The following is a 25,602-nucleotide window of genomic DNA, read 5'->3' as shown; positions in this document are numbered from 1 at the left end:
CGAGCCGGGTCAGTTGCTACAGAACAACAATTCCCGCATGCTTCGCCTTGTTGTCGGGTTCCACATGGATGGTGATCTGGGCCTCGCCGATCTCCGCCTTGAGCGCACGCTCCAGCCGGTCACAAATGTCGTGCGCCTGCGTCACGCTCATGCCGCCTTCGACCACCAGATGGAAATCGACAAAGACAAGCCGACCGGCATGCCGGGTGCGTAGATCGTGGGCTTCGATCGCGCCCTCGGCGTTGATGGCGATCACTTCGCGGACACGGCTCAACATGGTTTCGGGCAACGCTTCGTCCATCAATCCGCCGATGCTCTCCTTCATCAGCATCCAGCCCGACCAGATGATGTTGATGGCAACGAACGCTGCCAGAACCGGATCAAGCCAATTCCAGCCGGTCAACGGCACGAGCAGGAGCCCCACGATGACGCCTGCGGACGTCACGACATCGGTCATGAGATGGCGGCCATCCGCGGTGAGAGCCGGCGATCGCAGCCTGCGCCCTTGCCGGATCAGGATCCACGCCCACCCGGCATTGATCAGGCTCGCCAGCCCGTTGATGGCCAGACCGAGCGCTGGTGCGTCGATAACCTTGGGATTGAGGAAGCCCGCATAAGCCTCACGCAAGATGGCGAGTGCCGCGACGATAATCAGCACGCCTTCCAGCACCGCCGAAAAATACTCGACCTTGTGATGGCCGTAGGGGTGGTTCTTGTCAGCGGGTTCAGCGCTGAGACGAACCGCCAGCAGGGCCGCGATAGCCGTGACGACGTTGATGATGCTCTCGAGCGCGTCCGAGTAGAGCGCGATACTGCCCGTAATGCGGTAAGCGGCGTATTTCAGCGCGAGAACGACCGTCCCGACGAAAATGCTGCCAATGGCAAGTTTCTGGATCTTGTCCATCGTTTCACGATAAAAGCGGGCGGTTCGGTTGCTCGGGTGGACCTTATAGACGCCCGCTACGTCAGCGCAAGTTATTGCGTCGCTTTGCAAATCGCTCGCAGGAGCACGAGATCGCCTGTGCCTGACCGGCGATGAGGATGCGTCGCACCTCACGCTGCGGCCGCAATCTTTTCCTTGAGCTTTCGATAATAGGTCGAGAGCGACGGGGCCAGGAGGACGCAGCGTTCGAGATGCCGCGACGCGAGCGCGCTGTCGCCGCTGCGATATGCGGCGAGCAGACGCGGATGCAGTTCTTCAAGCTCCCGAAGATCAGCATCGTGCCCTTGCGCGGCAGGCGGAATGACCGTGTAGATGGCAGATTCCTCCGCGCGACCGCGCACGGCGATCCGATCGAGCTCGATCAGCACGTGGTTCGGACGGACTGCTTGCGCCGTGTCGGGCCCGAGGATGATGGATACGCCATATTCCTTGGACAACCCCTCCAGCCGCGACGCGAGGTTTACGGTGTCGCCCAGCACCGAATAGTCGTAGCGCCAGCGCGAGCCCACATTGCCAACGACGCAGTCGCCCGTGTTGATGCCGACCCCAACGGCAAAGACGGGGGCCGAATCGCCCTCTTCATTGCGCAGCACCCGGTTCAATCCGGCGACGGCGTCCAGCATGCGTTCGGCCGCGCGCACGGCCCGGGACGCGTGATCCGGACTTGGCAGCGGCGCGTTCCAGAACGCCATGACGCAATCGCCCATATATTTGTCGATGGTGCCGCCTTCCGCGAGGATCGCCTCCGAGAGCGGATCGAGGAGGCGGTTGATCAGCGCGGTCAGCCGTTCGGGCTCATCCTTCAGCCGCTCGGACAGGCTGGTGAATCCGCGCACGTCGCAGAACAGAATCGTGAGATTGCGCCGCTCGCCACCGAGTTTCAGTGCCGAAGGATCATGAGCCAGTTGGGCCACGAGGTCGGGCGAAAGATAGCGTGAGAAGGCGTGGGATACGGCCCGACGCAAACGTCGTTCGCGCGCGTAGTCGATGCCGAAACGGGCGCCGATGATCAGTAGGGCAGCCGACACGGGAAGGACCGGCGGCGCCCAGATTCGGCCGAACCGCAAGAGCAGCCAGCTGCCGACCAGCAATCCGACGAACATCAGGACGGCGCCCGACCCGGAGCGCCAGTTGACCCCCCGGCGGCAGAGATAGGCGGCCAGCAGGGCGACAGTGCTCACGAGCGCGAGAGTCCAGGGTCGCGAGATCGGCACCACGTAAAAACCGTGGAGCAGGTTGTCGATGATCGTCGCCTGGACTTCGACGCCCGCCGTCAGGCTCGCGCTTGTCAGCGTGTAGGGCGTCGGAAACGCATCGACCGAGCCGCTATCCGGCGCAGCCGAAGCCTTGAGGCTCAGTCCCACCAGCACGACGCGATCCTTGAACCTGTGGGGCGGTAGAAAGGCCTCGGGATCGAGCGCCTGATAATAGGAAACCGTCGGGTAGGATCGCGGGGGGCCGAAATATTGGATGAGCGAACCGGCCGGCGGCGGCTCGACCGTGACGCCGGCTTTCCGCAGGACCTGCGCCGCAAAGCTGTCGCGGGCGATCGGCATGTTGCGCAGGGCGGCGTCGCCGTCGAGTGCGACGGAGGTGAGCCCGGCGCTCGCCCCGGCATCGAGGAAGATGTCGAGCGGTTCGACGCGCGTGACCTGGAGGCCCTGATCGAGACGGGTTGCCACCTCGTCGGACGCGAGAACGACATCGGGCCCGATTGCTTTGGCAAACACCGCATCTGCCTCAGGCGTGGAGGGCTCCGCGAAGATGATGTCGAAGGCGATCACTTTGGCGCCGGCTTGTCGCAATCTCTCGACAAGCCGCGCATGAAGCTCTCGCGACCACGGCCAGCGGTGGCCGATTTCCGAGAATGACGGCTCGTCGATCGCCACCACCAGCGCACCGGGTTCCACCGGGCGAAGAGGAAGGAACGTGGAGAAGATATCATAGAACCGGGCTTCGACGAGTTGGAAAGCCGGGACAAGCGACAGGGGCAGCAGAAGCCCCGCCACGAGAGCAGCGATCGCCAGATGCTGCCAGATCGCCTCTCGCGCCACCCTGTGCTGTGGTGCCGCCTTGACCACCGTCAGAAACGCGCCTTGACGGTGGCCGCGACTGCGCGTGTGGGGCCAGGAATGCCGGGGGTGATCTCGTAATCGGCACCGAACATATTCAGCACGGTGACGCCCATCATGAGACGACGATCCGGAGTTTCCCACGTGATGGCCGCGTCGGCGGTCCAGTAATCCTCGAGCACGATGCCGACAAGGTCGCCTGTACGTTCTCCCACATAGGTCGCCGCAACCGTGAGCTTGATCCGGCTCGGATGCACAAAAGTCACACCGCCGCGCGCGAACCGATCCGCGATGAACGGCACGTCACGTCCGAGGGCTTCCTCGGACCGGATCTCCGTCGTCGTCGTGCCGAGCGTGCCGAAGACGCCGATGCCATGGCCGAGCCACAGATTGGCGGTCGCGGCCAGTCGATCCACGCGGGCCTTGCCAATCGACACGGTGTCGAAGGTGTTGGCGATGGGCAAAGTGAGCGCGCGCAGATCCTGCCGCTGATACTCGACGGCCGTGAACAGATGCTGCGACCATTCCGCATCCCACCGCAGTGCCAGTGTATCGGTGCGGCCGCCGAGCGAAGTCGGGATTGCGTTGGGAACGAGCCCGACCGTGGTCACCGGCGCCAGCGTAAAGCTCAAGGGCAGGTCGCCATCACGGCGATAGGCCGCGCGCAGCCAATGTCCCTCGAAGGGAGATATACCGAGCCCGAGACGCGGCGAAATCGCGATGTCCGATGGCAACGCGCCGATCTCGACGGATGTGCGCTGCACGCCCACCTGCGCCTCGAACTTGTCGGACGGACGCCAGAACGCGTCTGCATAGAGGCGATTGGCGCTGAAATCGGCGTTCGCGCGGTTGGTCAGGTCGAGGATCTGGCTCTCGCCTGTCACGCGGTTGAACAACACTCCTTGTCCGAATGTAGCGTCCAGGGTCTTGCCGGTCTGGCCTTCGACACCATAGCGCAGCGTGAAGTCGTTGATGCCGATGCTGTGATTGATGGCCGCAACGACACCTTCGGTGCGGTTGCGCTCCCAGCTCTCGCTGGCAGCCACGATCGGATCGAGCTCGGAACTCCCCGCATTGGTATATCGCCGGTCGAGGCCGCGATTGGCGTAGACGGCGCCGGTCAGCACGTTGCGGTCGGCGAAGGAGTGGCTCCAACCCGCGCCGGCCTGCATGGCGGTGAAATCGCGCTGGCCCGTGAAGTAGCGCGTCGGCGTGTTGATGCGCGCGAGTCCCGGCTCATCATTGGTGGCGGTGCCGAAGATCAGGAAGCGGTTCGAGGCGTTCGGCGTCATTCCGACAAAAAACGAAGCGTTTGAGGCGCTCTCGTTGTCGAGCGACTCGCGCCCATCGGCGCGCACCCGACCGGCCGATAACGAGAAGGAGGTGGGCATCGGATCGTTGCTGAAGCCCTGCACGGTTGCGTCCCCCCCCCAGCCGGCATGCCCGTTGCGGACGAGCAGGCTTCCGCCGATCTCGGTGTCGATGAACGGGCGGCGGACAAGATCCTGGCGACCAACGCGGGAAGACACCGCCAAGGGATCGAAGAACAGGCCCTGGATCGTCAACGTGTAGGCGGTGAGGTCGGCCTCGGCGCCGAACGCGGTTGCGGCGGTCGGACGGTTGACAAGCAGGCTTTGGCGCCGCGCTGCCGCCTGGTCAAAATAGCTCGATGCGGTGAAGGGGTCGAAAACGCGGTCGCCGTAGAAGCGCGCCCATTCGTCGAGGTCGAGAAAGCGATAGGCCTGTGCCGGATAGGAGCCCGCCTGCCGGTTGACCGCGAGACCCGCATAATCGCCGCCGCGCAAGCGGAAGCGCCTGACGCTTTCGCGCGCCGCGCGAACTGCCTCGTCGGCCTGGTAGGCGTCGAGGGCGATGGCGGTGCGCGCGATGGCAACGACCGGATCATTGGGATCGAGTCTGTCGGCATTTTCCAAGGCCTGCATGGCGAGATCATCATCGCCGGCCTGATAATAGGCGATCGCCGTGACGAGCAGTCCTTGCGAATAAGCGGGATTGGCCGTGGAGCCGGCAAGGGCCGCCTCGATACCCTTGGCGGTCTCGCCCTTCTGAAGCAGATAGCGACCGCGCGCGATATACCCGACGCTGAACGAAGGATCGAGTTCGAGCGCCTTGTCGATCAGCACTCCGGCTTCATCCACGCGGCTTTGATCGAGCAGCAGGATTGCCAGATTGGCGTAAGCGACCGGGCTCTCGGGATCCTCGGCGATCGCGCGCCTGAGAGCCTGTTCGGCCGCAATGGGCGCGTCGCGTTCCGATTCATAGAGGCCGATCATGTTCCAGATATCGGACTGCCCCGGCGCCGTGGCGGCAGCCTGGCGCAATTCGGCAATGGCGCGGCCGACTTCGCCGTCGATATCGCCGCGAACCACGCCACTGACCAGCAGCACATCCGGATCGTCGGGATCAATCGCACGGGCGCGGGCAACCGCCGCCCGCATGGCCTCCCGTTCGTTCAGCGCCAGCGCCATCTGCGCGGAGAAGACGGCAAGCCGTGTGTCGCCGGGAAAGCGCTTTTCCGCTGCTCGCGCCGCCTCGGCTGCCGCTTTGAGATCTTGCTTGAAGCCCAGCACGTAAGCGCGCGCGAGCGCTGCCGCGGCGGAGTTCCGGCCGATCTTGGGCTCGGGCTGAACGCGTTTTGGGTCGGCGAGCGATGCTGCGATGTAGCGGCCATAGACGGCGCTCGCCCGTCGCTGTTCATCCAGCCCGTTTTCTGATTTGGCGAAGAACGCGGCCGCGTCGGCCCAGCGTCTCTCGGAACCGGCAATCAGCCCGGCGATCAGATCGGCGCGGGCGCGCTGCTGATGGTTCAAGGGTCGGCGACGCGCCTCCGCGAGCGCGCTGATGGCGACCGCGCGGCCGTCGAGCGCGAGTGCCGTCTCGGCCTGGTTCAGCCAATCTTCCGCATTGCGAGCATCCGGCGGCACGGCCTCAAGTCGCACACGCTGCGTACGCAGCGACCGGTTATCGAGGGGAGAAGCCGGCAGCCAGGTGAAAGCATCCCGCAAGGTCAGGTAGAACAGCATCTGCTCGCGGTCGTTGGAATTCACGAGCACGAATTTCGTCGGCTTCTGACCGATGGAGGCGACCGCCCCTTCACCCTGCCGAACGGTAACCGAGCCCTGAGCGTTCGTCAGTTCCACCACGCCTTCGAGCACGACGAGGCCGGTCTTGCCCGAGCCATCAACCGTCAACGACCAGTCCGTCCCTCGGATGGCCGCCACGGCCGCGGGGGTCTTTACGTCGACCCCGCTGCCGCCGCGCGCCGCGCGCGCCCAAATGGTTCCGGCCTGCAGGCTCAGGTCGGTCGTGCCCGCATCGTTGCTTGCAACCTGGTTGACGGTGAGAGTTGAATTGCGTCCGACCCGGATCTGGGTCCGGTCGGCAAACAGAATCGCCAGATTGCCGAGAGCGTTGGTGCGAAGCACGTCACCACCGACGACGTCCTGCCGGACTTCGACGGCGCGCCAGTTGCTTTCCCGGACGAAGCGCAGTTCCTCGCCGCCCTTTGCCGCCACAATCGAGCCCGCGGCCCATGTGGTGCGGGGCACAGGCGACTGCGCGCGCGCAGCACCGAGCGTCAGGACCAGCGCGCCGATCACTGTCAGAGGCCGAAGAGTGCGGAGGACCATTGGGTGTCGATCATTGAAGGTTACAACATATCTTTGAGGCGGCGAAGCTTACTCAAGGATAGTGTGACTTCAAAGAGGATTCAGCTCCCAACTGCGGTGTTTCACCGCACATCGTAAAGGAGCGAGGCGGCGGAAGCCTAGGGTACGGCTCGCGCCAGGAGCAGCTTTTGCTTGAGATCGTTCTGCGCAAAGGGTTTTTGCAGGACAGGCCGATCCCGGTAGGCGTCGCGAATGCCGGCGCTGCCATAGCCTGTCGAGAACACGAACGGGATGGCGCGCTGCGCCAGCGCCTCGGCCACCGGATAGATCGGCTCGCCGGCCACGTTCACATCCAGAATCGCGAGATCGACCTTCTCGCGAGCCAGGGTTTCCAACGCAGCAGCAAGCCGGGCCGCCGGTCCAATGACCTGACAACCAAAATCGAGCAGCATGTCCTCCAAAAGAAGCGAGATCGCTGCCTCGTCCTCGACGACAAGGACACGAAGGCCAGTGAGGTCGCCGCCGCTTGCCATGATTTCGCTCACAGGTTCACCTCGGAGAAGTTGGATTTGCAGGCCCCGGCGGACCTGCTTGCAGGAAATATGTCTCCGCAACGCTTTGATGTCATGAAGAATCGACAGGTTCTAGCATTCTCGCGGCGAAGCGCAAAAGGATTGCCGGCAAAGCGCGGCCCGTGGCGGGCACGCTTGTCGCCTCGGAGAAACGTGATTAGCCCTCAAGTCGGGATGCAAGCGTGTGAAATCCCTTCAAGATAGGCCAGAAAGCTGCCCGTCGGGCAGTCACGCTGCGACGTTTCGCCTTTGCGGTCATTGGAAGAGACGCAATCTTAGGCTCCATTCACGGAGGTTTCATGCGACCGCCCTTGCGAAAAGCGACCGGTTTCTTGAATAATTGGCGCATGTCAGTGATTTCTGCCCTCCGGAATATCCTCCGTCCTGCTGCCGATGGACCTTCTCCCCAGCACGAACAACACCTCACCGTTGCGGCGCTCCTGATCCTGGTGGCGCACGCGGATGGACGGGTTCTGCCGGTGGAATCGAAGGGGTTGAAGGTCCTCCTCGGCTCGCGATTCGGGTTGTCGGCTGAGGACGCGGCGCGAATTCTGCAAGAGGCGGTGGAGATCGAGGCTCAGACCGATCCTGCGACGCGCCTGATCGACCGTATCGTCAGCGATGTGCCCTCCGACGACCGCGCTCCCCTGCTGGCGCTTGCCTACAGGCTCGCGGCGATCGATGGCACGGTCCACGAATTCGAGGACGATCTGATCTGGCGCACGGGGCGATATCTTGGCTTCTCCGACGATGATCTCGCCGCCATCAAGGCGGATGCGATCAAGAACCTCGTGGCGGACCGAGCCAATGGCTAGAGGCGAGAAAGCGCCGATCCTGATCATCCTTCATCAGGAGCATTCGACGCCCGGCCGGGTCGGCCGCTTGCTGCAGGAGCGGGGTCATCGCCTCGACGTGAGGCGTCCGCGGTTTGGCGATCGGCTGCCGAACACCCTGGAGCACCACGCGGGCGCCATCATTTTCGGCGGTCCCATGAGCGCCAACGATCCCGAGGACTTCATCAAAGCGGAGATCGATTGGCTGGATGTGCCCTTGCGGGAAGGCAAGCCCTATCTTGGCCTCTGCCTGGGGGCGCAGATGCTCGCAAAGCATCTCGGCGCCTCCGTGTGGGCGCACCCGGAGGGCCGCGCGGAAATCGGCTATTACCCCTTGCTGCCGACCGCGGCCGGCGAAGCCTTGAGCGAGACCTGGGGGACATGCTGGCCGAGCCACGTCTACCATTGGCATCGGGAGGGTTTCGATTGCCCCTCCGGCGCCGATACGCTGGCGACCGGAGACGATTTTCCGACCCAGGCCATTCGCGTCGGAACGGCGGCGTTCGGCCTACAGTTCCATCCGGAAGTCACCCACGCCATGATTTGCCGTTGGACGGTTGTGGCGGCCGAACGCCTTGCGATGCTGGGCGCGCAAGATCGCACGCGACAGATCGAAGGGCGGTTCCTCTACGATCCGCATGTGGCGCGCTGGCTCGACCTGTTCCTCGATTCCTGGCTCGCCGGAACGCCTGCAAAACAGCAGGCAATCGCCTGACCTCAGGTCGCGTCGAACTCGAATGGTGACACACCACGCTTCATCTCGTCGACGATCAATGGGTGCATGAGCGGGGGCGCGGCGCGTTGCGGGCACGCCACTCTTTCGCAGAGGCGACAATTGATGCCGATCGGTGTCGGGTCGGGAGCCGTGAGGTCGAACCCGCGCGCGTAGACAAGGCGAGCGGCGTATTTCAGCTCGCAGCCCAGACCGACGACGAATTGCGGATCGGGCATGCCCCACGGATTCGAGGCCCGCTTGACCGCACGGGCGATCGAGAACCAGCGCGAATTGTCCGGCAATTCGACGATCTGCGTCACCACCTGCGCGGGCGTGCGGAAAGTCGCATGCACGTTCCAGAGCGGGCAGGTGCCGCCATATTGCGAGAATGGAAAGCGGCCGGACGAAAAGCGCTTCGAGACGTTGCCGGCTGAATCGACGCGGACGAGAAAGAACGGCACGCCGCGGGCCCCGGGGCGCGCCAGAGTGGTGAGACGGTGGGCGACCTGCTCGAAGCTCGCGCCAAACCGGGCGCCCAGCACGTCCACGTCGTAGCGCAGGGCTTCGGCCGCGGCGTGGAATTTTCCGTAGGGCATCATGACTGCGCCGGCGAAATAATTACCCAAGGAAATCCGCAGCAGCCGGCGCGCCGGGCCGTCTTCCGGTTCAAGCCGCGCCGCCAACCCGTCGATGACCGGCCTCATCTCGGTGAAGGCGAGTTGATAGGCGGCCTGAAAGGTGCGGCCGGATGGGTCGACGATCTCCGAGATGAGCAATTGGCGACGATGGTGGTCGTAGCGCCGCAGGCTGTCCGACATGACATCGATGGGCATGACGCGGACGCGGATCCCGTGCTTTGCCCGCAGCCGCTCGCAGATCGCGAGAAAGAGATCGTGGCCCGGCTCCTGGAGCTCGCTCGCCAAGGCCTCGGCGGCTTCATCGAGATCGGGAAAGTAATTCTTGGCTTCTTGAATGTGATCCCGCACCCGATCGACCGGATTGTCCGCAGCGCCTTCGGCGCGATCGCGATCGTTGAGATCGGGAGTGCGCATCTCGCGCGCGCCACGCATCGCCGCGTAGGCGCGATAGAGACGGGTGACGGCGTCCACGAGGCCGGGGGCGCTCTCCACCGTCTCGCGCAGTTCGAGCCGCGGCACCGGTGTGTTGCGAAAGAGCGGGTCGGCGAAGACCTCGTCGAGCTCGGTGAGCGTGCGCTCGTGATCGTCCGTCGCGAATTCCCGCGGGTCCAACGAATAGGCATGCGACAGACGGATCAGCACCTGGGCGGTGATCGGGCGCTGATTGCGCTCCATCAGGTTCAGATAGCTCGGCGAAAGCCCGAGTTCCTCCGCCATGCCGGCCTGGGTCAGGTTCTTTTCCCGCCTCAGGCGCTTGAGGCGCGGGCCAACGAAAAGTTTGCGGGCATCATCCATTGTAATTTTCTTTACAGCCTTACAAAATACGTCGTGTCTTGACGTGACAACACAACTTTTCTTCTCGTCCTCAGGCATTGCAACGCGGAGAGCAGCAGTCAACATTCATGACAGACGCCGGGAGACGCGAGCAATTGTGAGTTCTCGGTTGATTTTGTCAAGAAATGTAAATGGAAGGACGATCATGACCGCCGCCACCCCAGGTTCATTCGACGATCTGCATCATCTCGCCCCGGCGGGTCGGTTCGATGGCATCACCCGGCCTTATTCCCTTGGGGACGTGCTCCGCCTTCGCGGCTCGGTGCCGATCCGTCAGACGCTAGCCGAGCGCGGTGCCGCAAAACTGTGGCAGCTCCTTCAGGATCGGCCCTACGTCCATTCGCTCGGCGCCATGACGGGCAATCAGGCCATGCAGATGGCCCGCGCCGGCCTTGAGGCGATCTATCTCTCCGGGTGGCAGGTGGCGGCGGATTCGAACGTGGCCGGCGCCATGTATCCCGACCAGTCGCTCTACCCGGCGAATTCCGGTCCCGAACTCTGCCGCCGGATCAACCGGACGCTTCAGCGCGCGGACCAGATCGAGCACGCGGAAGGCGGCGCCAAGCGGGACTGGTTCCTGCCGATCGTGGCCGATGCGGAAGCCGGCTTCGGCGGGCCGCTCAACACCTTCGAGATCATGAAAGCCTATATCGAGGCCGGCGCCGCGGGCGTTCATTTCGAGGACCAACTCGCATCGGAGAAAAAGTGCGGCCATCTCGGCGGCAAGGTCCTGATCCCGACCTCTGCCCACGAACGCAACCTGATCGCCGCGCGGCTTGCCGCCGACGTGATGGGCACCTCGACCCTGATCATGGCGCGCACGGACGCGGAATCGGCGATGCTCATCACCTCGGACGTGGACGAGCGCGACCGGCCCTTCATCGAGCCCGACAGCCGCACGCCCGAAGGCTTCTTCCGTCTGAAGGAAGGCACCGGTCTCGACCATTGCATCGCTCGGGGTCTTGCTTATGCGGAATACGCCGACCTGCTCTGGTGGGAGACCTCCCATCCCGATCTCGACGATGCGCGCAAATTCGCCGAAGCCATTCACAAGCGCCATCCCGGCAAGCTGCTCGCCTATAACTGCTCGCCGTCATTCAACTGGAAGAAGAAGCTCGACGACGCCACCATCGCCCGCTTCCAGCGCGAACTCGGTGCCATGGGCTACAAATTCCAGTTCGTCACACTCGCGGGCTTCCACCAGCTCAACTACGGCATGTTCGACCTGGCGAGCGGCTACCGCGACCGCGGCATGGGAGCCTATTCCGAACTCCAAGCGTCCGAATTCGAGGCGGAAGCCCTCGGCTACACCGCCACTCGCCACCAGCGGGAAGTCGGCACTGGTTATTTCGATCAGGTGTCGCTTGCGATCACGGCCGGCAAGTCCTCGACGACGGCCATGAACGATTCGACCGAGACCGCGCAATTCCACCCTTCGCCGAAGCTTCACGCGGCAGAGTGAACCCAACCTTCATTGACGGAGAGAGACCATGCAACAAGCTCGATTCTGGGTCATCGGAGGCGAATACACCTCCACCGAGTTCGAAACCCTGATCCGCGGCACCGAGCGCCTCGTCGGCCCGTTCGAAAGCAAGGGCGACGCCGAGCGCACCTGGCGCTACCTGTCCGAGGACCATCGGCCGCAGGCGCAGGTGCGGTTTACGATCGCGCAGGAGCCGTTGAGCGCTCTCGCGCTCTGAGGCAGATTTTCGCTCCACCTCCGTTTTCCGAACCGGGCTTATGGGAAGGTCAAGCGGGGGTGGAGGCGCGATCCTCGACCGGCTATGATATGCAGGCAGCGATCTTCGGCACGCGCCCGCACAACTTGAGTCTCTCGCTTGGTTTTGCGGGGCGTTGGCTCTGTCGAACGGCCCAAATAGCCCTAGATCGTGGAAACCGGATTGACCGGGCTGTCCAAGAGGGTCGTTTGATGAACGTGACTTTGAAATCCCTGACCGTTGCCCTTGTCCTTGGTGCCTCGACTTTGGCCGCCCACGCTGATGTGGTCGTCTCATCCAAGATCGACACGGAAGGCTCGGTACTCGGCAACATCATCCTGCTGGCGCTCAACGCCAACGGCATCAAGACTCAGGACCGGGTGCAACTCGGCGCCACCTCGGTCGTTCGCAAGGCGATCACGGCCGGCGAGATCGACGTCTATCCCGAATATACGGGCAACGCCGGATTCTTCTTCAACAAGGCGGACGATCCGCTCTGGAAGGATGCCGCGAAAGGCTACGACGCCGCAAAGAAACTTGATTACGATGCCAATAAGATCGTCTGGCTCGACCCTTCGCCCGCCAACAACACCTGGGCGATCGCGGTGCGCAAGGACGTGGCGGAACCGAACAAGCTCGCGACCATGTCCGATCTCGGCAAATGGATTGCCGGTGGAGGCGCGATCAAGCTTGCGGCTTCGGCGGAATTCGTGAATTCCGCCGCCGCGCTCCCGGCCTTCCAGGCCGCCTATGGCTTCAAGATGAAGCCCGAACAGCTCATCGTGCTGTCCGGCGGCGACACGGCGGCGACCATCAAGGCTGCAGCCGACAAGACCAATGGCGCCAATGCCGCGATGGTATATGGCACCGATGGCGGCATCGCGCCGTCGGGCCTTGTGGTGCTGGCGGACGACAAGAACGTTCAGCCGGTCTACGCGCCTGCGCCGATCATTCGCGAATCGGTGCTCCGGGAGAATCCGAACATCGCCAATATCCTGAAGCCGATTTTCCAGTCGCTCGATCTCACGACGCTGCAAGGCCTCAATGCGCGTGTCCAGGTCGGCGGCGAGGCAGCGAAGTCGGTTGCCACCGACTACCTGAAGTCGAAGAACTTTTTGAAGTAGGCCACGGCCTGAAAGAGACCGCCGCCTGTGCCTGACCTTGGAGAGGGCGCGCCAGCCATGCACGTTTCGCCCAAAGCGCGCGTGGCCCGCGAGCGCCCGGGATTTCTCGCGTTGGCGTTCGATCGCCTCGGCGCTCTGGTGGCATTGATGATGGCGCTGGCTCTGTTCGCGTCGCCGTTCGTCACCTATCGCCCCAACAGGATCGCCGGAGGTGAACCGCGCGGGTTGCTGGAGGCACTACCGGCACTGGCGGGCATCGGTATTCTCGGCCTGATGATCGGCATCGCGTTCGTGGCGGTGTGGCTGCGAAAGCCTTTGATCCGGCTCACCGCGGCGAGTTTGGGTCTGGCATTGCTGCTTCCGGCCATCGGATGGGCCGCACGTTTCGTCTCGCCCGCGACCAACACCTTTGCGCGCGTTTCGCCGGCCCTCGGCTTCTGGCTCCTTGCTCTGGCACTCGGGCTTCTTCTTGCGGATTCGCTCACCCGTCTGCGCTTCGGTCCGTGGGAGCGACTGGTGTCGCTCGCCATCGCCACGACCCTGCTAGCAATTCTGCTGATGTCCGGAGCCTGGGACGACGTTTCGCTCGTGAAGGAGTATACCGCTCGCGCCGAGAGTTTCTGGCGCGAGGCGGAGCAGCACCTGTTTCTGGCGCTCGGCTCCCTCACGGCCGCCGTGCTGGTCGGGCTGCCGCTCGGCATTCTCTGTCACCGCATCCCGGTGCTGAAAAGTGCGACGTTGCAGATCCTGAATATCGTGCAGACTATTCCCAGCATCGCGCTGTTCGGCATCCTGATGGTACCGCTGGGCTATCTCGCCGCCACGGTGCCGTTGGCCTTTGCTATCGGCATTCGCGGCATCGGCGCCGCGCCGGCTCTGGTGGCGCTGTTTCTCTATTCGCTCCTGCCTGTCGTGGCGAACACCGTGGTGGGGCTCGATCAGGTGCCGGCCCTCGTTGTCGATGCGGCGCGCGGCATGGGCCTGTCCCGCCGACAGCAACTCACGCAGGTCAAATTGCCGTTGTCATTTCCCATCATCCTGACGGGGATCCGTATCGTTCTGGTGCAGAATCTGGGTCTCGCCACGGTGGCGGCCCTGATCGGGGGCGGGGGCCTGGGCACGTTCATCTTTCAGGGCATCGGCCAGACCGCGATGGATCTCGTGCTGCTGGGAGCAATTCCAATCGTCGTCATGGCGTTCGCCGCCGCCGTGATCCTCGATGCCGTCATCGATCTCACGAGCGGAGCACGCGCATGATCGAGATCGACCGTCTCACCAAGCGCCTCGGCGACACGTTGATCGTCGACGACGTGTCGATGGTCGTGGAGGCGGGCACGATCGCGGTTGTCGTCGGCACGTCAGGGGCCGGAAAATCGACCCTCCTGCGCATGATCAATCGCCTGATCGCCCCGACCTCCGGTCGCGTGCTCATCGACGGCCAGGACACGATGTCGATTCCCGAGGACGTGTTGCGTCACCGCCTCGGCTACGTGATTCAGGGGAACGGGCTCTTCCCGCATAGAACGGTTGCCGGCAACATCGCGACGGTGCCGAGACTTCTGGGGTGGGACGCCAAGCGGATTGCTCGACGTGTCGATGACCTGATGACGCTGTTTCAGCTTGATCCGGCGGAATTCGCGAAGAAGTATCCCCACGAGTTGTCGGGAGGGCAGCAGCAGCGCGTGGGTGTAGCCAGAGCGCTTGCGGCTGAACCCGCGCTCCTTCTCATGGATGAGCCGTTCGGCGCTCTCGATCCCGTTATCCGCAACAAGGCGCAGGAAGATTTGCTTTCGATTCAACGGCGCTTTGGCACCACCATCGTGCTTGTCACGCATGACATGGAAGAGGCGTTTCGTCTCGGGGACCGGATTGCCGTGATGGACGATGCGCGCCTTCTCCAATACGGCACGCCAGCCGAATTGCTGACACGCCCTGCGGGAGAATTCGTCGAACGTTTGGTCGGGACTACCGAACGGCCGTTCCGCCTGCTGTCCCTGACAAAGGTCAAGGACGTGGTCGAACCGGGGACGTCCGCTGGCCAACCGCTCGACGCTGCGACCAATCTGCGGGACGCCCTCTCGCACCTGATGTGGTGTGGGCGGGACACGCTCCCTGTCTCGGATGAAGGGGGGGCGCTCTTGGGCCGGATTACTGTCGAGGGCATTCTCGCGCACGCCCGGCAACCCGCATGATGCGCTGGGGAAACATCGCTTGGTTTTTGGCCTTGGCGCTGCTTCTCGCGTTCATTACCGCGCCTGACCTTTTTACGTTCGTGTTTGCGCCGTTGACCGAGCACAATGCTCCGCCAATCTACAATCAGGGCAGCCTGCTCTCGCTGACGCTTTCGCATCTCCTCATCGTTTTCGGCGCAGCCTTTGCCAGCACCATCATCGCAGTCTCGCTGGGGATTTTTGTCACGCGCCCCAGCGGGGTGGAATTCCTGCCGCTGTCGCGAAGTCTGGTCAATATCGGCCAGACCTTTCCGCCCATCGCCGTTTTGGCCGTAGCGGTGCCGCTGGTGGGATTCGGCGAGACACCGACATTCATCGCGCTTTTTCTCTACGGGCTTTTGCCCATTTTCGAGAACACGCTGAGCGGGATCACGCAGGTGTCGCCGCTGACGCTCGAGGCCGCCAAAGGCATGGGGATGAGCCCGCGCGGGCGTCTTTTCGGAGTCGAGTTGCCGCTCGCGCTGCCGGTGATTCTCGCCGGAATCCGGCTTTCGATCATCATCAATCTCGGCACGGCGACCATTGGGTCGACGGTCGCCGCCAAAGGCCTCGGCGAAGTGATCATCGCCGGGCTGCAATCGAACAATCTCGCCTTTGTGCTGCAAGGCGGATTGGTGGTGGCGCTGCTGGCCATCCTGATCCACGGCGTCCTGACGCGCATCGAGCGTTCCGCCAGCGCGCGACTCGGCGGTAGGGGAAGCGAGTCGCTCTAGCGAGGGCGCCGGCGGTTTGGCGATCGGCGCAAGACCGCGCCGCTGAAAAAACTACGTCAGCCGGTTGCGGAACATCCATGCGGCGAAGGGCAACGTGACCGCCGCGATGGCGACCAGCGCGAGCATTTCAGGCGCGAGCTGGGCAAGGCCCGCCCCCTCCAGATAGACCTGATGGGTGATGCTGATGGCATAACGCAAAGGGTTGATCAGCGTGAAGTACTGGAGGGCGGCAGGCATGTTGCTGATCGGGGCGGTCAGGCCCGACAGGAGCATGAAGGGCATCAGCACCACGAACGTCAGGATCATCGCCTGCTGCATGTTGCCGACGATCGAGGACAGAAACAGCCCGATGCCGACCGCCGCCGCGAGGAAGAGGACCAGGCCCAGATAGAGAATGACATAGGAGCCGGCGAACGGGATCTGGAACCAGAACTTTGCCACCAGAAGGATCAGGGTCGATTGGGTCACGCCGACCATCATCGACGGCACGGCCTTGCCGATCATGATCTCCGAGGGCCGGAACGGCGTCACGAGAAGCTGATCGAACGTTCCCTCCTCACGCTCACGCGCCACCGACATCGCCGTCAGCATCATCGTCATCATCATGGTGATGGTGCCGATCAATGACGGGATCATGTTCCAGCGCGTCTCCAGCCCCGGATTGTACCAGGCCCGCGTCGTCACCTGCACGGCGGCGCCGGGGAGGCCCTGCGACGCGCGCCATTCCTGACCAAAAGCGGCGAGAATCGTGCCGACATAACCCTGGGCCGTGCCGGCCGTGTTGGAATTGCGCCCGTCGGCGATGACCTGCACCGGCGTCTGGCGCCCGGCGGAGAGATTCTTCTGGAAATCACGGTCGATGACAATGACCAGCACGGCCTGCTGGTTGTCGATGAAGGGCGCCGCCTGCGCGGCCTGGTCGAGCGTCGCGACCCGCGTAAAGATGCGTGAGCCGTCGAGCTTTGCGACAAGCGCCTGCGAGGCGGCGCTGCGATCCTGATCCACGAGGGCGTACGGCACATTGTTCAGATCATATGTGGCCGCATAGCCGAAGATGAGGCACTGGAGGATCGGCGGCAGGATCAGGCTCACGCGGCTTTTCGGATCCTTGAACATTGCCAGCATTTCCTTGCGCATCAAAGCGAGGATCCTGAACAGGGACTCGATCATCTCTCAACCGATCCGCTTGCGCGTGAAGACGACCGACAGGCCCATGAGCACGGTCGCCATCGTCGCCAGAACGGCAGCGTTGGGCAGGATGACGGCCCAGATGTCGCCGGCAAGAAACAATGTCTGGAGAAGGCTCACGAAGTAACGCGCCGGGAAGATGTAGGTGATGACCTGGATCGCCCACGGCATGCTGCGCAGGTCGAACATGAAACCCGACAGCATCATCGCCGGCAGGAAGGTCGCCACCAGGGTGATCTGACTCGCCACGAACTGGCTCTTCGTCACCGACGAGATCACCAACCCGATCCCAAGCGCCACCAGGAGATAGAGCATCGACACGACAATGAGGATGGCAAGCGAGCCGCGGAGCGGAACGCCAAACAGGAGCTTGCTGCCGACGACGGAAAGAGCAAGCCCGATCATCCCCAGCACGAAATACGGAACGATTTTGCCGAGCAGCACCTCGCTCGATCGGACCGGCGTCACGAACAGCGCTTCGAATGTTCCGCGCTCCCATTCGCGCGCCATCACGAGCGAAGTGAGAAGGGCGCCGATCAGCGTCATGACGAGGACGATAAGCCCCGGTACGAGGAAGTAGGTGCTCTCGTTGGCCTCATTGAACCAAAGCCGGCTGTCGACGCTGATCGGAGCGCCTGCGAGCATGCGCCCCCTCGCAGCCTCGCGCGCCAGCCACGTGGCGATTGCGCCCTGGGCGTAACCGAGCGAGATGCGCGCGGTATTGGCATCGGTTCCGTGCACCAGGACCTGGATTTCGGCATTGCCGAGTTCGATCCGGCGCGCAAAATCGGGCGGGATGCGTACGATGGCGTTCACGGTCTTGTCGAGCAAGAGCCTTTGGGCTTCCGCCATTGTCTTGACTGGGACGGCATCAAAATAGTCAGACAGCTCGAAACCGGATACGGCTCCTCGGGCGTCGGCGGACGAATCCTCCATGACGAGCGCCACCGGCACGTTCTTGACGTCGAACGAGAGGCCGTAGCCGAAGAGGACGAGCAGCAGCATCGGCATCACGATGCCGACCGCGATGCTGCTCGGGTCCCGAAAGACCTGCAGGGTCTCCTTGCGGACCAGCGCGAAAATCCGCCGCAGACCTCCCGAACGCCTGGTCGGGATGTTTGTCACGCGGCGCTCCTTGCGATTGGAGAATCCTGCTCGCGCCGCGATTCCTCAACGATGGCGATGAAGGCGTCCTCCATCGTCGGTTCGCGACCCTCGGTCGGGTGGGCATGCGCGCGGATTTCGGCCGGCGTGCCTTCGGCCAGCGTCCGCCCCGCATCAAGGATGACGACGCGATCACAGTACTCCGCTTCATCCATGAAATGCGTCGTGACGATCACCGTCACGCCTTGTTCGGATAGCGATGTGATGCGGCCCCAGAACTCGCGCCGCGCCATCGGATCGGCGCCGCTCGTGGCCTCGTCGAGAAAGAGAATCTCGGGCTCGTGGAGAAGGGATGCGGCCATCGCGAGGCGTTGCTTGAAACCGCCCGGAAGCTGACCGCTCGGAAGATCGGAAAATCGATCGAGTTCGAATTGCTGCTTGGCCCAGGCAATGCGGTCGCGCTTTCGGGTGCCGCGCAGGCCATAGGCGCTGGCAAAAAAGTCGAGGTTTTCGTCGACGCTCAGTTGCCCGTAGAGCGAGAATTTCTGCGCCACATAGCCTAGCCGTTGACGGGCCTCGGCGCGCGAGGTGCGAAGGTCCGCGCCTGCAACCCGCAAAGTTCCGCTGGTCGCGGGCAAGAGACCGCACAGCATGCGGAAAGTCGTGCTCTTTCCCGCTCCGTTTGGTCCGAGCAGGCCATAGATCTCGCCCTTTCGAACCTCGAAGCTCACGTGGTTGACCGCCGTGAAATCGCCGAAGGTGCGCGTGAGGTCGTGCACTTCGACCGCGATGGTATCGCCGTCACCCGTCGGCGGATGATCGAGCGTCATGACATTGCGAAGTCCGCCTCCGGCGACTGCATGAAAGAGCATCATGAAGCCGTCCTCAAAGCGGGCAGGAACCGCTTCCAGCGGAATGGGTGCTCCGTTGAGCGCCAGAGGATTCCGTTCCTCGGCGAAGGCACGCACAATGCGCACTTTGCCAGCCTCGGGCACGGCATCGATCACCTGCGGCAATTGAAACAAGCGGGCCTGAAGCGAACGCGCCGGCATCCCATCCGGAGGCGTCGCCATGAACGTGCATCCCTCAGCCTTCGCGGTAATCTCGCCCGGCATCCCTTGCGCGAGCACCTGCCCGGCATGCATGACGACAGCGTGGTCGCAGCGCTCGGCTTCGTCGAGATAGGAGGTCGTGACGATGACCGTCAGGCCCTCGTCCCTCACCAGCTTAAGCACGATCTCCCAAAGCTCGCGGCGCGAGAGCGGGTCGACGCCAACAGTCGGTTCGTCGAGGAGAAGCAATTGCGGAGAGCGGACGAGGGTGCAGGCGAGCCCGAGCTTCTGCTTCATACCGCCTGACAACTTGCCTGCAAGCCGACCCGTGAAACTTCCCAACTGGGTCATTTCCATCAGCCTGGGATAGATCGCCTTTCGCTGCTCCGGCGTGACGCCATGGAGCTCCGCGTAAAGATCGAGGTTCTCCTGAACGCTCAAGTCTTCATAGAGCCCGAACTTCTGCGGCATGTAGCCGATGCGATCCTGAACCTCCTGAGGGTTTGCGGCGACGTTGATGCCGATGACGTCGAGGTCTCCTGAATCCGCAGTCATCAGCCCGCACACGAGGCGCATCAGTGTGGTTTTGCCGGCGCCGTCCGGTCCGACGATCGCCGTTAAAGTCCCTTGTCGGGCGCTGAAAGAGATGCCGTCGAGAGCAACGACTGTTTCACCGGTCGCTCGACGAAACACCTTTCGAAGGTTTGCCGCCGCGACCGCAACCGGTGGCTCGACGGTCGTCACTGTCGCTGGCCCGTTTGGTGGGCGACCGGGGCATTCTCGCCATTGCCAACCAACAGCTTGACGGTCGTCGGCATGCCAAGGCGCAACTGGTTGTCCGGATCGGTCACGAACACCCGCACCTCGTAGACGAGGCTGGTGCGCAGGTCCTCGGTCTGGATGTTCTTGGGCGTGAACTCCGCCACGGGCGAGATAAACCCAACCCACCCCTCGAACGGCTGCCCTGGGAAGCTGTCCACCGTTACCGTCGCCTTCATGCCGGGGCGGACATGGCCGAGTTGGGTTTCCGAGACGTAGGCGCGAATCCATTTCGGATCCTTCGTTGCCAACGAGAAGGCCGGCCGCGTGGTGGATGCCATTTCGCCGGGCTCCATCAGGCGCGAGCGGACTACCGCATCAACGGGAGATTTCAGCTCTGCATCCGCAAGCTGCTGGCGCAGAAGCGCAAGCTGCGCCTGGCTCATGCGCAATTGCGCCTCCGCCTGCGCGATGTCCTCGGCGCGCGGCCCTGCAATCGCGAGTTCGAGGGCGCGTTGGTTTACGACCACCTTCGCGTCGGCGATGTCGGCCGCAGCTTTCGCGATGTCGGTTTCCTGTTCGCTCGCGATGGATCTTGCGGCGAGCGCTTCACGGCGGTCCCGTTGCCGCCGGGCGTTCAAAGCCTCGGCTTGGGCCGCTTCGAGTTGAGCCCGAGCCTGCGCAATCTCCTCAGGGCGGCTCCCATTGCGCAAGCGGTTGACAACCGCCTGCTGGCTCGCGAGCTGTGCTTCCGCCTGAGCTACCTGCGGCGCAAGGCGGCTGGTGTCGAGACGGGCGAGAACTTGGCCCTTGTGGACAAGACTTCCTTCCTCGACGAGCACCTCCGCGATCCGCTCGCTGCCGTTGAACGCAAGCGTCACCTGCCGTAGCTCCACATTGCCGAACAGGATGAGATCATCGGACGCGGGACGTCGATGAAGGTACCACCACGCGGCGCCCCCGGTCGCGGCGGCAAGCAGGATCACGAGGACGACGCGGATTGCGGTCAATTTTCTCATGGGCTCATAGCTAGGCACGCCCTCCGCTATTGTCAAATTCGAATTTAAAGTTTGAATTTGATCTTCGGGCCGCGTCTGTTAGATAAGCTGGCATGAAAGCTGCCCGTTCCATCCGAAAAATTTCGAATGCCAGAGGTCGGCGTGACGATGGAGCAAACACGAGGGCTCAGATTTTGCAGGCTGCCGGCGAAGTCTTTGCTGAGAAGGGCCTTGATCGGACCACCGGAAAGGAAATTGCCGACCGCGCTGGGACCAATTCGGCCGCCGTCAATTATTACTTCGGCGGAGTAGCTGGGCTCTACGAGGAGGTTCTGGTCGAAGCCCATCGGCGCTTCGTCAGCTACGAGGCTCTCACAACCATCGCTACCCGAGAAGGCACCGCGGAAGAAAAGCTGCGCAGCTTTATCGAGTTGGTCGTGACGACGCTCACTGGTCCCGCGTCGTCATCATGGGCTTTTCGCGTTTTGAGCCGTGAAATTCTGTCACCGTCCCCGTTCATCGAGGCTCTCAGGATGCGGGAGCTTCAGCCCAAGAAGCTTCTCATCAGCGCAATCGTCGGGGAAATCATGGATCTCCCGGCAGATCATCCTGCCGTCGCCAGCGGTTGCTTCAGTGTCGTGATGCCATGCGCGATGCTTCTGGTGGCCGACCGCCACCTCCTCACGCAACTGTTTCCTATCTTGGGCGGGGGGCCAGGAAACACCGAATCGCTCGTGGATCACCTGGTGCGCTTTTCGCTCGCCGGTCTCGTTGCGGTGGCCGAACCGTACCGACAACGTGCACCGAAGTGACATATGAGCGGTGGTCCTGCTGTGCGGCCAGCCACAGAGCGACTTCCAAACGCCGGCGGGTCTCCGTGGTAATGGTAATGTCCATCTTTGCGGTCGCTCCCGGTTGGGCGCAAAGTCGGCCGTAACAATCATAGACCAGGAAAGACACATGTTCAGGCGCTTCAAGGGAACCGGCAACTCATGAGCCGCCGCCGACCGAAAGCATATCCGGGTCCGAGCCACGTCGACCGAACCATCTCGTTGCGGGATGTCCGGCTGGTTTCCGGTCTGGTGCTCGGGGCGTTCCTCCTTACCCATTTCAGCAATCATGCGTTGGGTCTTTTTTCGATCGACGCCATGGAGAGTGGACGACGCGTCTTTAACCTCCTCTGGCGAAATCCGGTTGGCTCGGCTCTGCTTTATGGATCGTTGTTCCTTCACTTCGCGCTCGCCCTCGAGGCGCTGTTCAAACGGCGCACTCTGCGCATGCCAGTGAAAGAAGCAGCCCAGCTGGTCCTGGGACTTTCACTTCCGTTCCTGCTGATCCCGCACGTGGTCGCAACGCGGATCGACTACTCGTTGACAGCCCGTGATCTGGGTTATCCGGACGTCATCCGCAGTCTCTGGATTCAGAATCCAGAGAACGGCGTGCGCCAAGCTCTTGCTCTCCTGATCGCATGGCTTCATGGCTGCCTTGGCGTCTACTTCTGGGTTCGCGCAAAGGACTGGTTCCCCCGCTACGCCATGCTGCTCTACACAGGCGCTCTTTTGGTTCCAGTGCTGGCGCTGCTGGGATTCGCTGAAGCCGGGAAGCAGTTTACATCGGATCCCGCGCGCTTTGCTCTGTCATCCACATCCGTCGCTGACCTCCTGGCCGAGATCAATGTGGGCCTCTATCTGGCCTTTGCGTGTCTGATCGGCGCTGTCCTTGCTGCACGGGGGATGCGTGCCTATCGAAACCTCTCGACGCGCGTTCGCGTGATATATCCGGGTCACCAGGTGGTGACAATTCCCCGCGGCTTCAGCGTGCTCGAGGGAAGTCGGATTGCCGGGATTCCGCATCAATCCGCCTGCGGCGGACGCGGTCGTTGCTCGACCTGTCGTGTCCGCGTCATCGCAGGTCTCGATGTTCAGCCCACGCCAACCGCGCAGGAACTCACAACGCTCGCGAGAATCAAGGCGGGACCTGATATCCGGCTCGCATGTCAGCTCAGGCCGGTCCATGGCCTTTCAGTCGTACCGGTTCTATCTGCGGCGCGCGCGAAGCAGATGGATCGCATCGGCGACAGTCATGTGGCCCGCGGAACCGAGCACGAACTTGCGGTCTTGTTCTGCGACCTGCGCGGGTTCACGCGGCTGACGGAGCATCGTCTTCCCTTCGACACTGTCTTCATTCTGAACCGGTATTTCGAGATCGTCGGCAAGGCGGTGGAGGATACCGGCGGGCATCTCGACAAGTTCATCGGAGATGGGGCTCTTGCGCTATTCGGACTCACGACCACGCCCGAGCAGGCAGCCAACAGAGCTTTCGATGCCGCTCTCCGCATCGTCAAAGGGGTCGAGGGCCTGAACGTTTCGTTCGCAAGCGAATTGGAGCATCCGCTGCAGGTCGTCATAGGCCTTCACGCAGGACCCGCGGTGGTGGGAGAGATGGGATATGGCCAGGCCCGTGGACTAACCGCAGTCGGTGATACCATCAATTCCGCGAGCAGGCTCGAGAACCTGGCGAAGGAGCTTGGCGTCGAACTCGTCATCTCTGACGAGTTGGCCCGAAGGGCTCGTCTCGACCTGTCTCGTTACGAGCGGCGGACCGTGACGGTAAGAGGTCGGGCCGCTCCGATTGATGCGTGGATTGTCAATCATGCGAGCGAAGTCACCCTCGGCGAATGAGCAATGCGATCAGCAACTAACGATCGCCTCGGCATCATTTCGCATCGCGTGCCGGCGAGGCGAAAGCCGTCGGCAATGAGCCGGTCTGACGTTCGATCATGCGATGGACGTGCGGAGGGTTCGGTCCGCGATGCAGAGATCGAAGACGCTCACCGATCACCGCATCGGCTTGCGTGATGCGCTGGTTGTGGCGCACGTAATCGAGCCAGGTCGGGGTGTGGTAGCGTTCCATCCAAAGCTCCGGGTCCGACAAATCGCGAAGCAGCGTCCAATGGCGGGCGCCATCGCGGCGGCGAACACGTCGGCGCTCCGCCATGGCGGTCAGGAACGCCATCACATCCTCCTGCCGGATGATGTATTCGATGGTGATCACCACCGGCCCGCTCCGCGGCTTGATGTCGAGGGCGATCTTCGGCACGGTCCACCGGCTGAGCGGATCAAGATTCGAGAGCGTGTGATCAGGCAGCGTGAGATAGAATCCAATCGCAATGCCGATAAGGTGAACGGCGGCTGAGATCTGCAATGCGGAGCCCGTCCCAACCTGCTCGGCGAGCACGCCCCAAACCGCGCTGCCGAGCGCCATGCCTCCGAAGGTCGCCATTTGATAAAGGGCAAGCGCGCGACCCACGACCCATCGCGGCGCGGATAATTGCACCGTCACATTGAACGTCGAAAGAGCGAGCACCCAGCAGGCGCCGCCCAGGCCCATTGCAAGCGCGGTCAACGATGTCGTCGAACTCATGGCGGTTGCGATCGCGCTTACCCCGTAGCCCGCGAACGACCACCGGACGAGCCATTCGACGTGCAGAAGGCGACGCAGGCGGGCGCTGAGCAACGCCCCCGCGACGGCGCCGATTCCGAACGCACCAAGCAACAATCCGTAAGTGAGCGGTCCACCGTGCACGAGATCGCGGGCGACGAGAGGCGTCAGCGCCGGTACCGCGATTGATGCGAGCCCGAACGTGAAACTTCGCAGAAGCACCGCCCTGATGGCGGGCGACATTGCCACGTAGCGAATGCCCGCTCCCATGGCGTCGCCAAGAGCTTCGGGGGGCAATGCCCGCGGAACACGGACCGGCCGCCAGCGAAAGAGCACGATGATCAGGGCCAGATAGCTGACGGTATTGACCGCAAAGGCCGCGGCGACCCCGGCGGCAGCCACGATCAGCCCACCGATGGCGGGCCCGAAACTCCGCGCGATGTTGAATCCCATGCTGTTGAGGGCGACGGCCGCCGGCAGATCTGGTCGCGGAACCATCTCGCCAACCGACGATTGCCAGGCGGGGCCATTCAAGGCGGTGCCGCAGCCGATGAGAAACGTGAACGTCAGCAGGGACCATGGGGTGACGAGCCCGAGGAACGCCGAGGCCGCAAGCCCGATCGAGATCACAACGAGAAAGATCTGCGCCACCAGCATGATCCGACGGCGGTCGTAGTTATCGGCGATCGCGCCGGCAGCAAGCGAGAACAGCATGATCGGCAATGTCGTCGACGCCTGCACGAGAGCGACCATGTCGGCCGAGTCGGCAATCGAGGTCATCATCCACGACGCGCCGACGGATTGAATCAGCCCGCCGAAATTGGAAGCGAGACTGGCGAACCATACGGCGCGGAAAATGCCGTGTCTAAGTGGGGCCAGAGGTGAGGCGCTGAAACTGCGGGAGCCATCAAGATCGTCACCGGCCGTGTCGTCGGGAGATGGCAGAATGGGCGAGTCGTCAGGCATGAGCGGGCACAAGTTCCTGAAACGCGGTGCGCCGGCAGTCCACGATTCACCTCCCGATGCGCGTGGCGAGCG

Annotated in this window: 20 protein-coding genes; 10 read left to right on the top strand and 10 right to left on the bottom strand. The window is 63.0% G+C overall.

All coding sequences use genetic code 11. The annotated features are described in order from the left end of the window. Positions 1-16: 16 nt before the first annotated feature. The 4 genes from FEZ63_RS13650 to FEZ63_RS13635 all read right to left on the bottom strand — a co-directional run bounded on the left by FEZ63_RS13650 (position 17) and on the right by FEZ63_RS13635 (position 7,177). On the bottom strand, positions 17-904 hold the full coding sequence (locus tag FEZ63_RS13650; RefSeq protein WP_150945346.1) for a cation diffusion facilitator family transporter: 888 nt from the start codon (positions 902-904) through the stop codon (positions 17-19). Between the two features lie 149 nt (positions 905-1,053). Beyond that, a complete protein-coding gene (locus FEZ63_RS13645) occupies positions 1,054-3,024 on the bottom strand; it encodes a CHASE2 domain-containing protein (RefSeq protein ID WP_244622797.1) in 1,971 nt (656 codons plus the stop codon). A 2-nt stretch (positions 3,025-3,026) separates the two neighbouring features. Beyond that, positions 3,027-6,665: a FecR domain-containing protein gene (locus FEZ63_RS13640; RefSeq protein ID WP_150945344.1), complete on the bottom strand. Its 3,639-nt coding sequence runs from the start codon at positions 6,663-6,665 to the stop codon at positions 3,027-3,029. A 137-nt stretch (positions 6,666-6,802) separates the two neighbouring features. Beyond that, a complete protein-coding gene (locus FEZ63_RS13635) occupies positions 6,803-7,177 on the bottom strand; it encodes a response regulator (protein ID WP_150945603.1) in 375 nt (124 codons plus the stop codon). 386 nt (positions 7,178-7,563) lie between these two features. Here FEZ63_RS13635 and FEZ63_RS13630 point away from each other — a divergent pair, with 386 nt between their 5' ends. Together FEZ63_RS13630 and FEZ63_RS13625 are read left to right on the top strand one after the other, a co-directional pair. Beyond that, positions 7,564-8,031 (top strand): tellurite resistance TerB family protein, encoded by a 468-nt coding sequence (locus tag FEZ63_RS13630; protein WP_162419747.1) that lies wholly within the window; start codon positions 7,564-7,566, stop codon positions 8,029-8,031. After that, positions 8,024-8,764, top strand: a complete 741-nt coding sequence (locus tag FEZ63_RS13625; RefSeq protein ID WP_150945340.1) for a glutamine amidotransferase — start codon at positions 8,024-8,026, stop codon at positions 8,762-8,764. The genes FEZ63_RS13630 and FEZ63_RS13625 overlap by 8 nt, the downstream gene beginning before the upstream one ends. Positions 8,765-8,766: 2 nt before the next feature. On the opposite strand, the gene FEZ63_RS13620 is transcribed toward FEZ63_RS13625, so the two are convergent. Next, complete coding sequence (locus FEZ63_RS13620; protein WP_150945338.1) at positions 8,767-10,197, bottom strand: helix-turn-helix domain-containing protein; 1,431 nt, start codon at positions 10,195-10,197, stop codon at positions 8,767-8,769. 184 nt (positions 10,198-10,381) lie between these two features. Between FEZ63_RS13620 and aceA the strand changes: the two genes are divergently transcribed. The 6 genes from aceA to FEZ63_RS13590 all read left to right on the top strand — a co-directional run bounded on the left by aceA (position 10,382) and on the right by FEZ63_RS13590 (position 16,022). After that, positions 10,382-11,698, top strand: coding sequence for an isocitrate lyase (gene aceA / locus FEZ63_RS13615; protein WP_150945336.1), 1,317 nt, complete (start codon positions 10,382-10,384; stop codon positions 11,696-11,698). A gap of 28 nt (positions 11,699-11,726) precedes the next feature. Further along, the gene (locus FEZ63_RS13610) at positions 11,727-11,936 is read left to right on the top strand and encodes a DUF4170 domain-containing protein (protein WP_150945334.1); all 210 of its coding nucleotides are present in this window, start codon (positions 11,727-11,729) and stop codon (positions 11,934-11,936) included. 230 nt (positions 11,937-12,166) lie between these two features. Beyond that, the gene (gene osmF / locus FEZ63_RS13605) at positions 12,167-13,078 is read left to right on the top strand and encodes a glycine betaine ABC transporter substrate-binding protein OsmF (RefSeq protein WP_150945332.1); all 912 of its coding nucleotides are present in this window, start codon (positions 12,167-12,169) and stop codon (positions 13,076-13,078) included. A gap of 57 nt (positions 13,079-13,135) precedes the next feature. Beyond that, entirely contained in the window at positions 13,136-14,335 is a 1,200-nt protein-coding gene (locus FEZ63_RS13600; RefSeq protein ID WP_150945330.1) for an ABC transporter permease, read from the top strand. Beyond that, on the top strand, positions 14,332-15,270 hold the full coding sequence (locus FEZ63_RS13595) for an ABC transporter ATP-binding protein (RefSeq protein WP_150945328.1): 939 nt from the start codon (positions 14,332-14,334) through the stop codon (positions 15,268-15,270). Before FEZ63_RS13600 ends, FEZ63_RS13595 begins: the two co-directional genes overlap by 4 nt. Further along, entirely contained in the window at positions 15,267-16,022 is a 756-nt protein-coding gene (locus FEZ63_RS13590; protein ID WP_150945326.1) for an ABC transporter permease, read from the top strand. The genes FEZ63_RS13595 and FEZ63_RS13590 overlap by 4 nt, the downstream gene beginning before the upstream one ends. 51 nt (positions 16,023-16,073) lie before the next feature. Here the strand turns inward: FEZ63_RS13590 and FEZ63_RS13585 are convergent, their stop codons facing one another. From FEZ63_RS13585 to FEZ63_RS13570, 4 genes are read right to left on the bottom strand one after another with little or no spacing between them, the layout of a single operon-like run. Next, positions 16,074-17,192, bottom strand: a complete 1,119-nt coding sequence (locus FEZ63_RS13585) for an ABC transporter permease (RefSeq protein WP_150945323.1) — start codon at positions 17,190-17,192, stop codon at positions 16,074-16,076. 3 nt (positions 17,193-17,195) lie between these two features. Then, positions 17,196-18,335: an ABC transporter permease gene (locus tag FEZ63_RS13580; RefSeq protein ID WP_150945320.1), complete on the bottom strand. Its 1,140-nt coding sequence runs from the start codon at positions 18,333-18,335 to the stop codon at positions 17,196-17,198. Then, positions 18,332-20,110 carry an ATP-binding cassette domain-containing protein gene (locus FEZ63_RS13575; RefSeq protein WP_150945318.1) on the bottom strand — a complete coding sequence of 593 codons (1,779 nt, stop codon included), beginning with the start codon at positions 20,108-20,110 and terminating at the stop codon, positions 18,332-18,334. Before FEZ63_RS13575 ends, FEZ63_RS13580 begins: the two co-directional genes overlap by 4 nt. After that, the gene (locus tag FEZ63_RS13570; RefSeq protein WP_150945316.1) at positions 20,107-21,144 is read right to left on the bottom strand and encodes an HlyD family secretion protein; all 1,038 of its coding nucleotides are present in this window, start codon (positions 21,142-21,144) and stop codon (positions 20,107-20,109) included. The genes FEZ63_RS13575 and FEZ63_RS13570 overlap by 4 nt, the downstream gene beginning before the upstream one ends. A 92-nt stretch (positions 21,145-21,236) precedes the next feature. Between FEZ63_RS13570 and FEZ63_RS13565 the strand changes: the two genes are divergently transcribed. Together FEZ63_RS13565 and FEZ63_RS13560 are read left to right on the top strand one after the other, a co-directional pair. Further along, a complete protein-coding gene (locus FEZ63_RS13565) occupies positions 21,237-21,935 on the top strand; it encodes a TetR/AcrR family transcriptional regulator (protein ID WP_150945314.1) in 699 nt (232 codons plus the stop codon). Between the two features lie 180 nt (positions 21,936-22,115). Next, positions 22,116-23,804 carry an adenylate/guanylate cyclase domain-containing protein gene (locus tag FEZ63_RS13560; protein ID WP_150945312.1) on the top strand — a complete coding sequence of 563 codons (1,689 nt, stop codon included), beginning with the start codon at positions 22,116-22,118 and terminating at the stop codon, positions 23,802-23,804. A 34-nt stretch (positions 23,805-23,838) separates the two neighbouring features. On the opposite strand, the gene FEZ63_RS13555 is transcribed toward FEZ63_RS13560, so the two are convergent. Then, entirely contained in the window at positions 23,839-25,530 is a 1,692-nt protein-coding gene (locus FEZ63_RS13555) for an MFS transporter (protein WP_150945309.1), read from the bottom strand. Between the last annotated feature and the right edge of the window lie 72 nt (positions 25,531-25,602).

Source organism: Microvirga brassicacearum (assembly GCF_008757455.1).
GTDB classification, from domain to species: domain Bacteria; phylum Pseudomonadota; class Alphaproteobacteria; order Rhizobiales; family Beijerinckiaceae; genus Microvirga; species Microvirga brassicacearum.
The sequence above is the reverse complement of the archived record's forward strand: the minus strand, read 5'-3'. Positions and strand labels throughout refer to the sequence as shown.

Excerpts from the sequence above, each read along its gene's own strand:
- FEZ63_RS13555 (WP_150945309.1), bottom strand. The coding sequence starts at position 25,530 with ATGCCTGACGACTCGCCCATTCTGCCATCTCCCGACGACACGGCCGGT.
- FEZ63_RS13585 (WP_150945323.1), bottom strand. The coding sequence starts at position 17,192 with ATGATCGAGTCCCTGTTCAGGATCCTCGCTTTGATGCGCAAGGAAATG.
- FEZ63_RS13610 (WP_150945334.1), top strand. The coding sequence starts at position 11,727 with ATGCAACAAGCTCGATTCTGGGTCATCGGAGGCGAATACACCTCCACC.
- FEZ63_RS13565 (WP_150945314.1), top strand. The coding sequence starts at position 21,237 with ATGAAAGCTGCCCGTTCCATCCGAAAAATTTCGAATGCCAGAGGTCGG.
- aceA (WP_150945336.1), top strand. The coding sequence starts at position 10,382 with ATGACCGCCGCCACCCCAGGTTCATTCGACGATCTGCATCATCTCGCC.
- FEZ63_RS13600 (WP_150945330.1), top strand. The coding sequence starts at position 13,136 with ATGCACGTTTCGCCCAAAGCGCGCGTGGCCCGCGAGCGCCCGGGATTT.
- FEZ63_RS13640 (WP_150945344.1), bottom strand. The coding sequence starts at position 6,665 with ATGGTCCTCCGCACTCTTCGGCCTCTGACAGTGATCGGCGCGCTGGTC.
- FEZ63_RS13595 (WP_150945328.1), top strand. The coding sequence starts at position 14,332 with ATGATCGAGATCGACCGTCTCACCAAGCGCCTCGGCGACACGTTGATC.
- FEZ63_RS13570 (WP_150945316.1), bottom strand. The coding sequence starts at position 21,144 with ATGAGAAAATTGACCGCAATCCGCGTCGTCCTCGTGATCCTGCTTGCC.
- FEZ63_RS13620 (WP_150945338.1), bottom strand. The coding sequence starts at position 10,197 with ATGGATGATGCCCGCAAACTTTTCGTTGGCCCGCGCCTCAAGCGCCTG.
- FEZ63_RS13625 (WP_150945340.1), top strand. The coding sequence starts at position 8,024 with ATGGCTAGAGGCGAGAAAGCGCCGATCCTGATCATCCTTCATCAGGAG.
- FEZ63_RS13630 (WP_162419747.1), top strand. The coding sequence starts at position 7,564 with ATGTCAGTGATTTCTGCCCTCCGGAATATCCTCCGTCCTGCTGCCGAT.
- osmF (WP_150945332.1), top strand. The coding sequence starts at position 12,167 with ATGAACGTGACTTTGAAATCCCTGACCGTTGCCCTTGTCCTTGGTGCC.
- FEZ63_RS13590 (WP_150945326.1), top strand. The coding sequence starts at position 15,267 with ATGATGCGCTGGGGAAACATCGCTTGGTTTTTGGCCTTGGCGCTGCTT.
- FEZ63_RS13635 (WP_150945603.1), bottom strand. The coding sequence starts at position 7,177 with ATGGCAAGCGGCGGCGACCTCACTGGCCTTCGTGTCCTTGTCGTCGAG.
- FEZ63_RS13650 (WP_150945346.1), bottom strand. The coding sequence starts at position 904 with ATGGACAAGATCCAGAAACTTGCCATTGGCAGCATTTTCGTCGGGACG.
- FEZ63_RS13560 (WP_150945312.1), top strand. The coding sequence starts at position 22,116 with ATGAGCCGCCGCCGACCGAAAGCATATCCGGGTCCGAGCCACGTCGAC.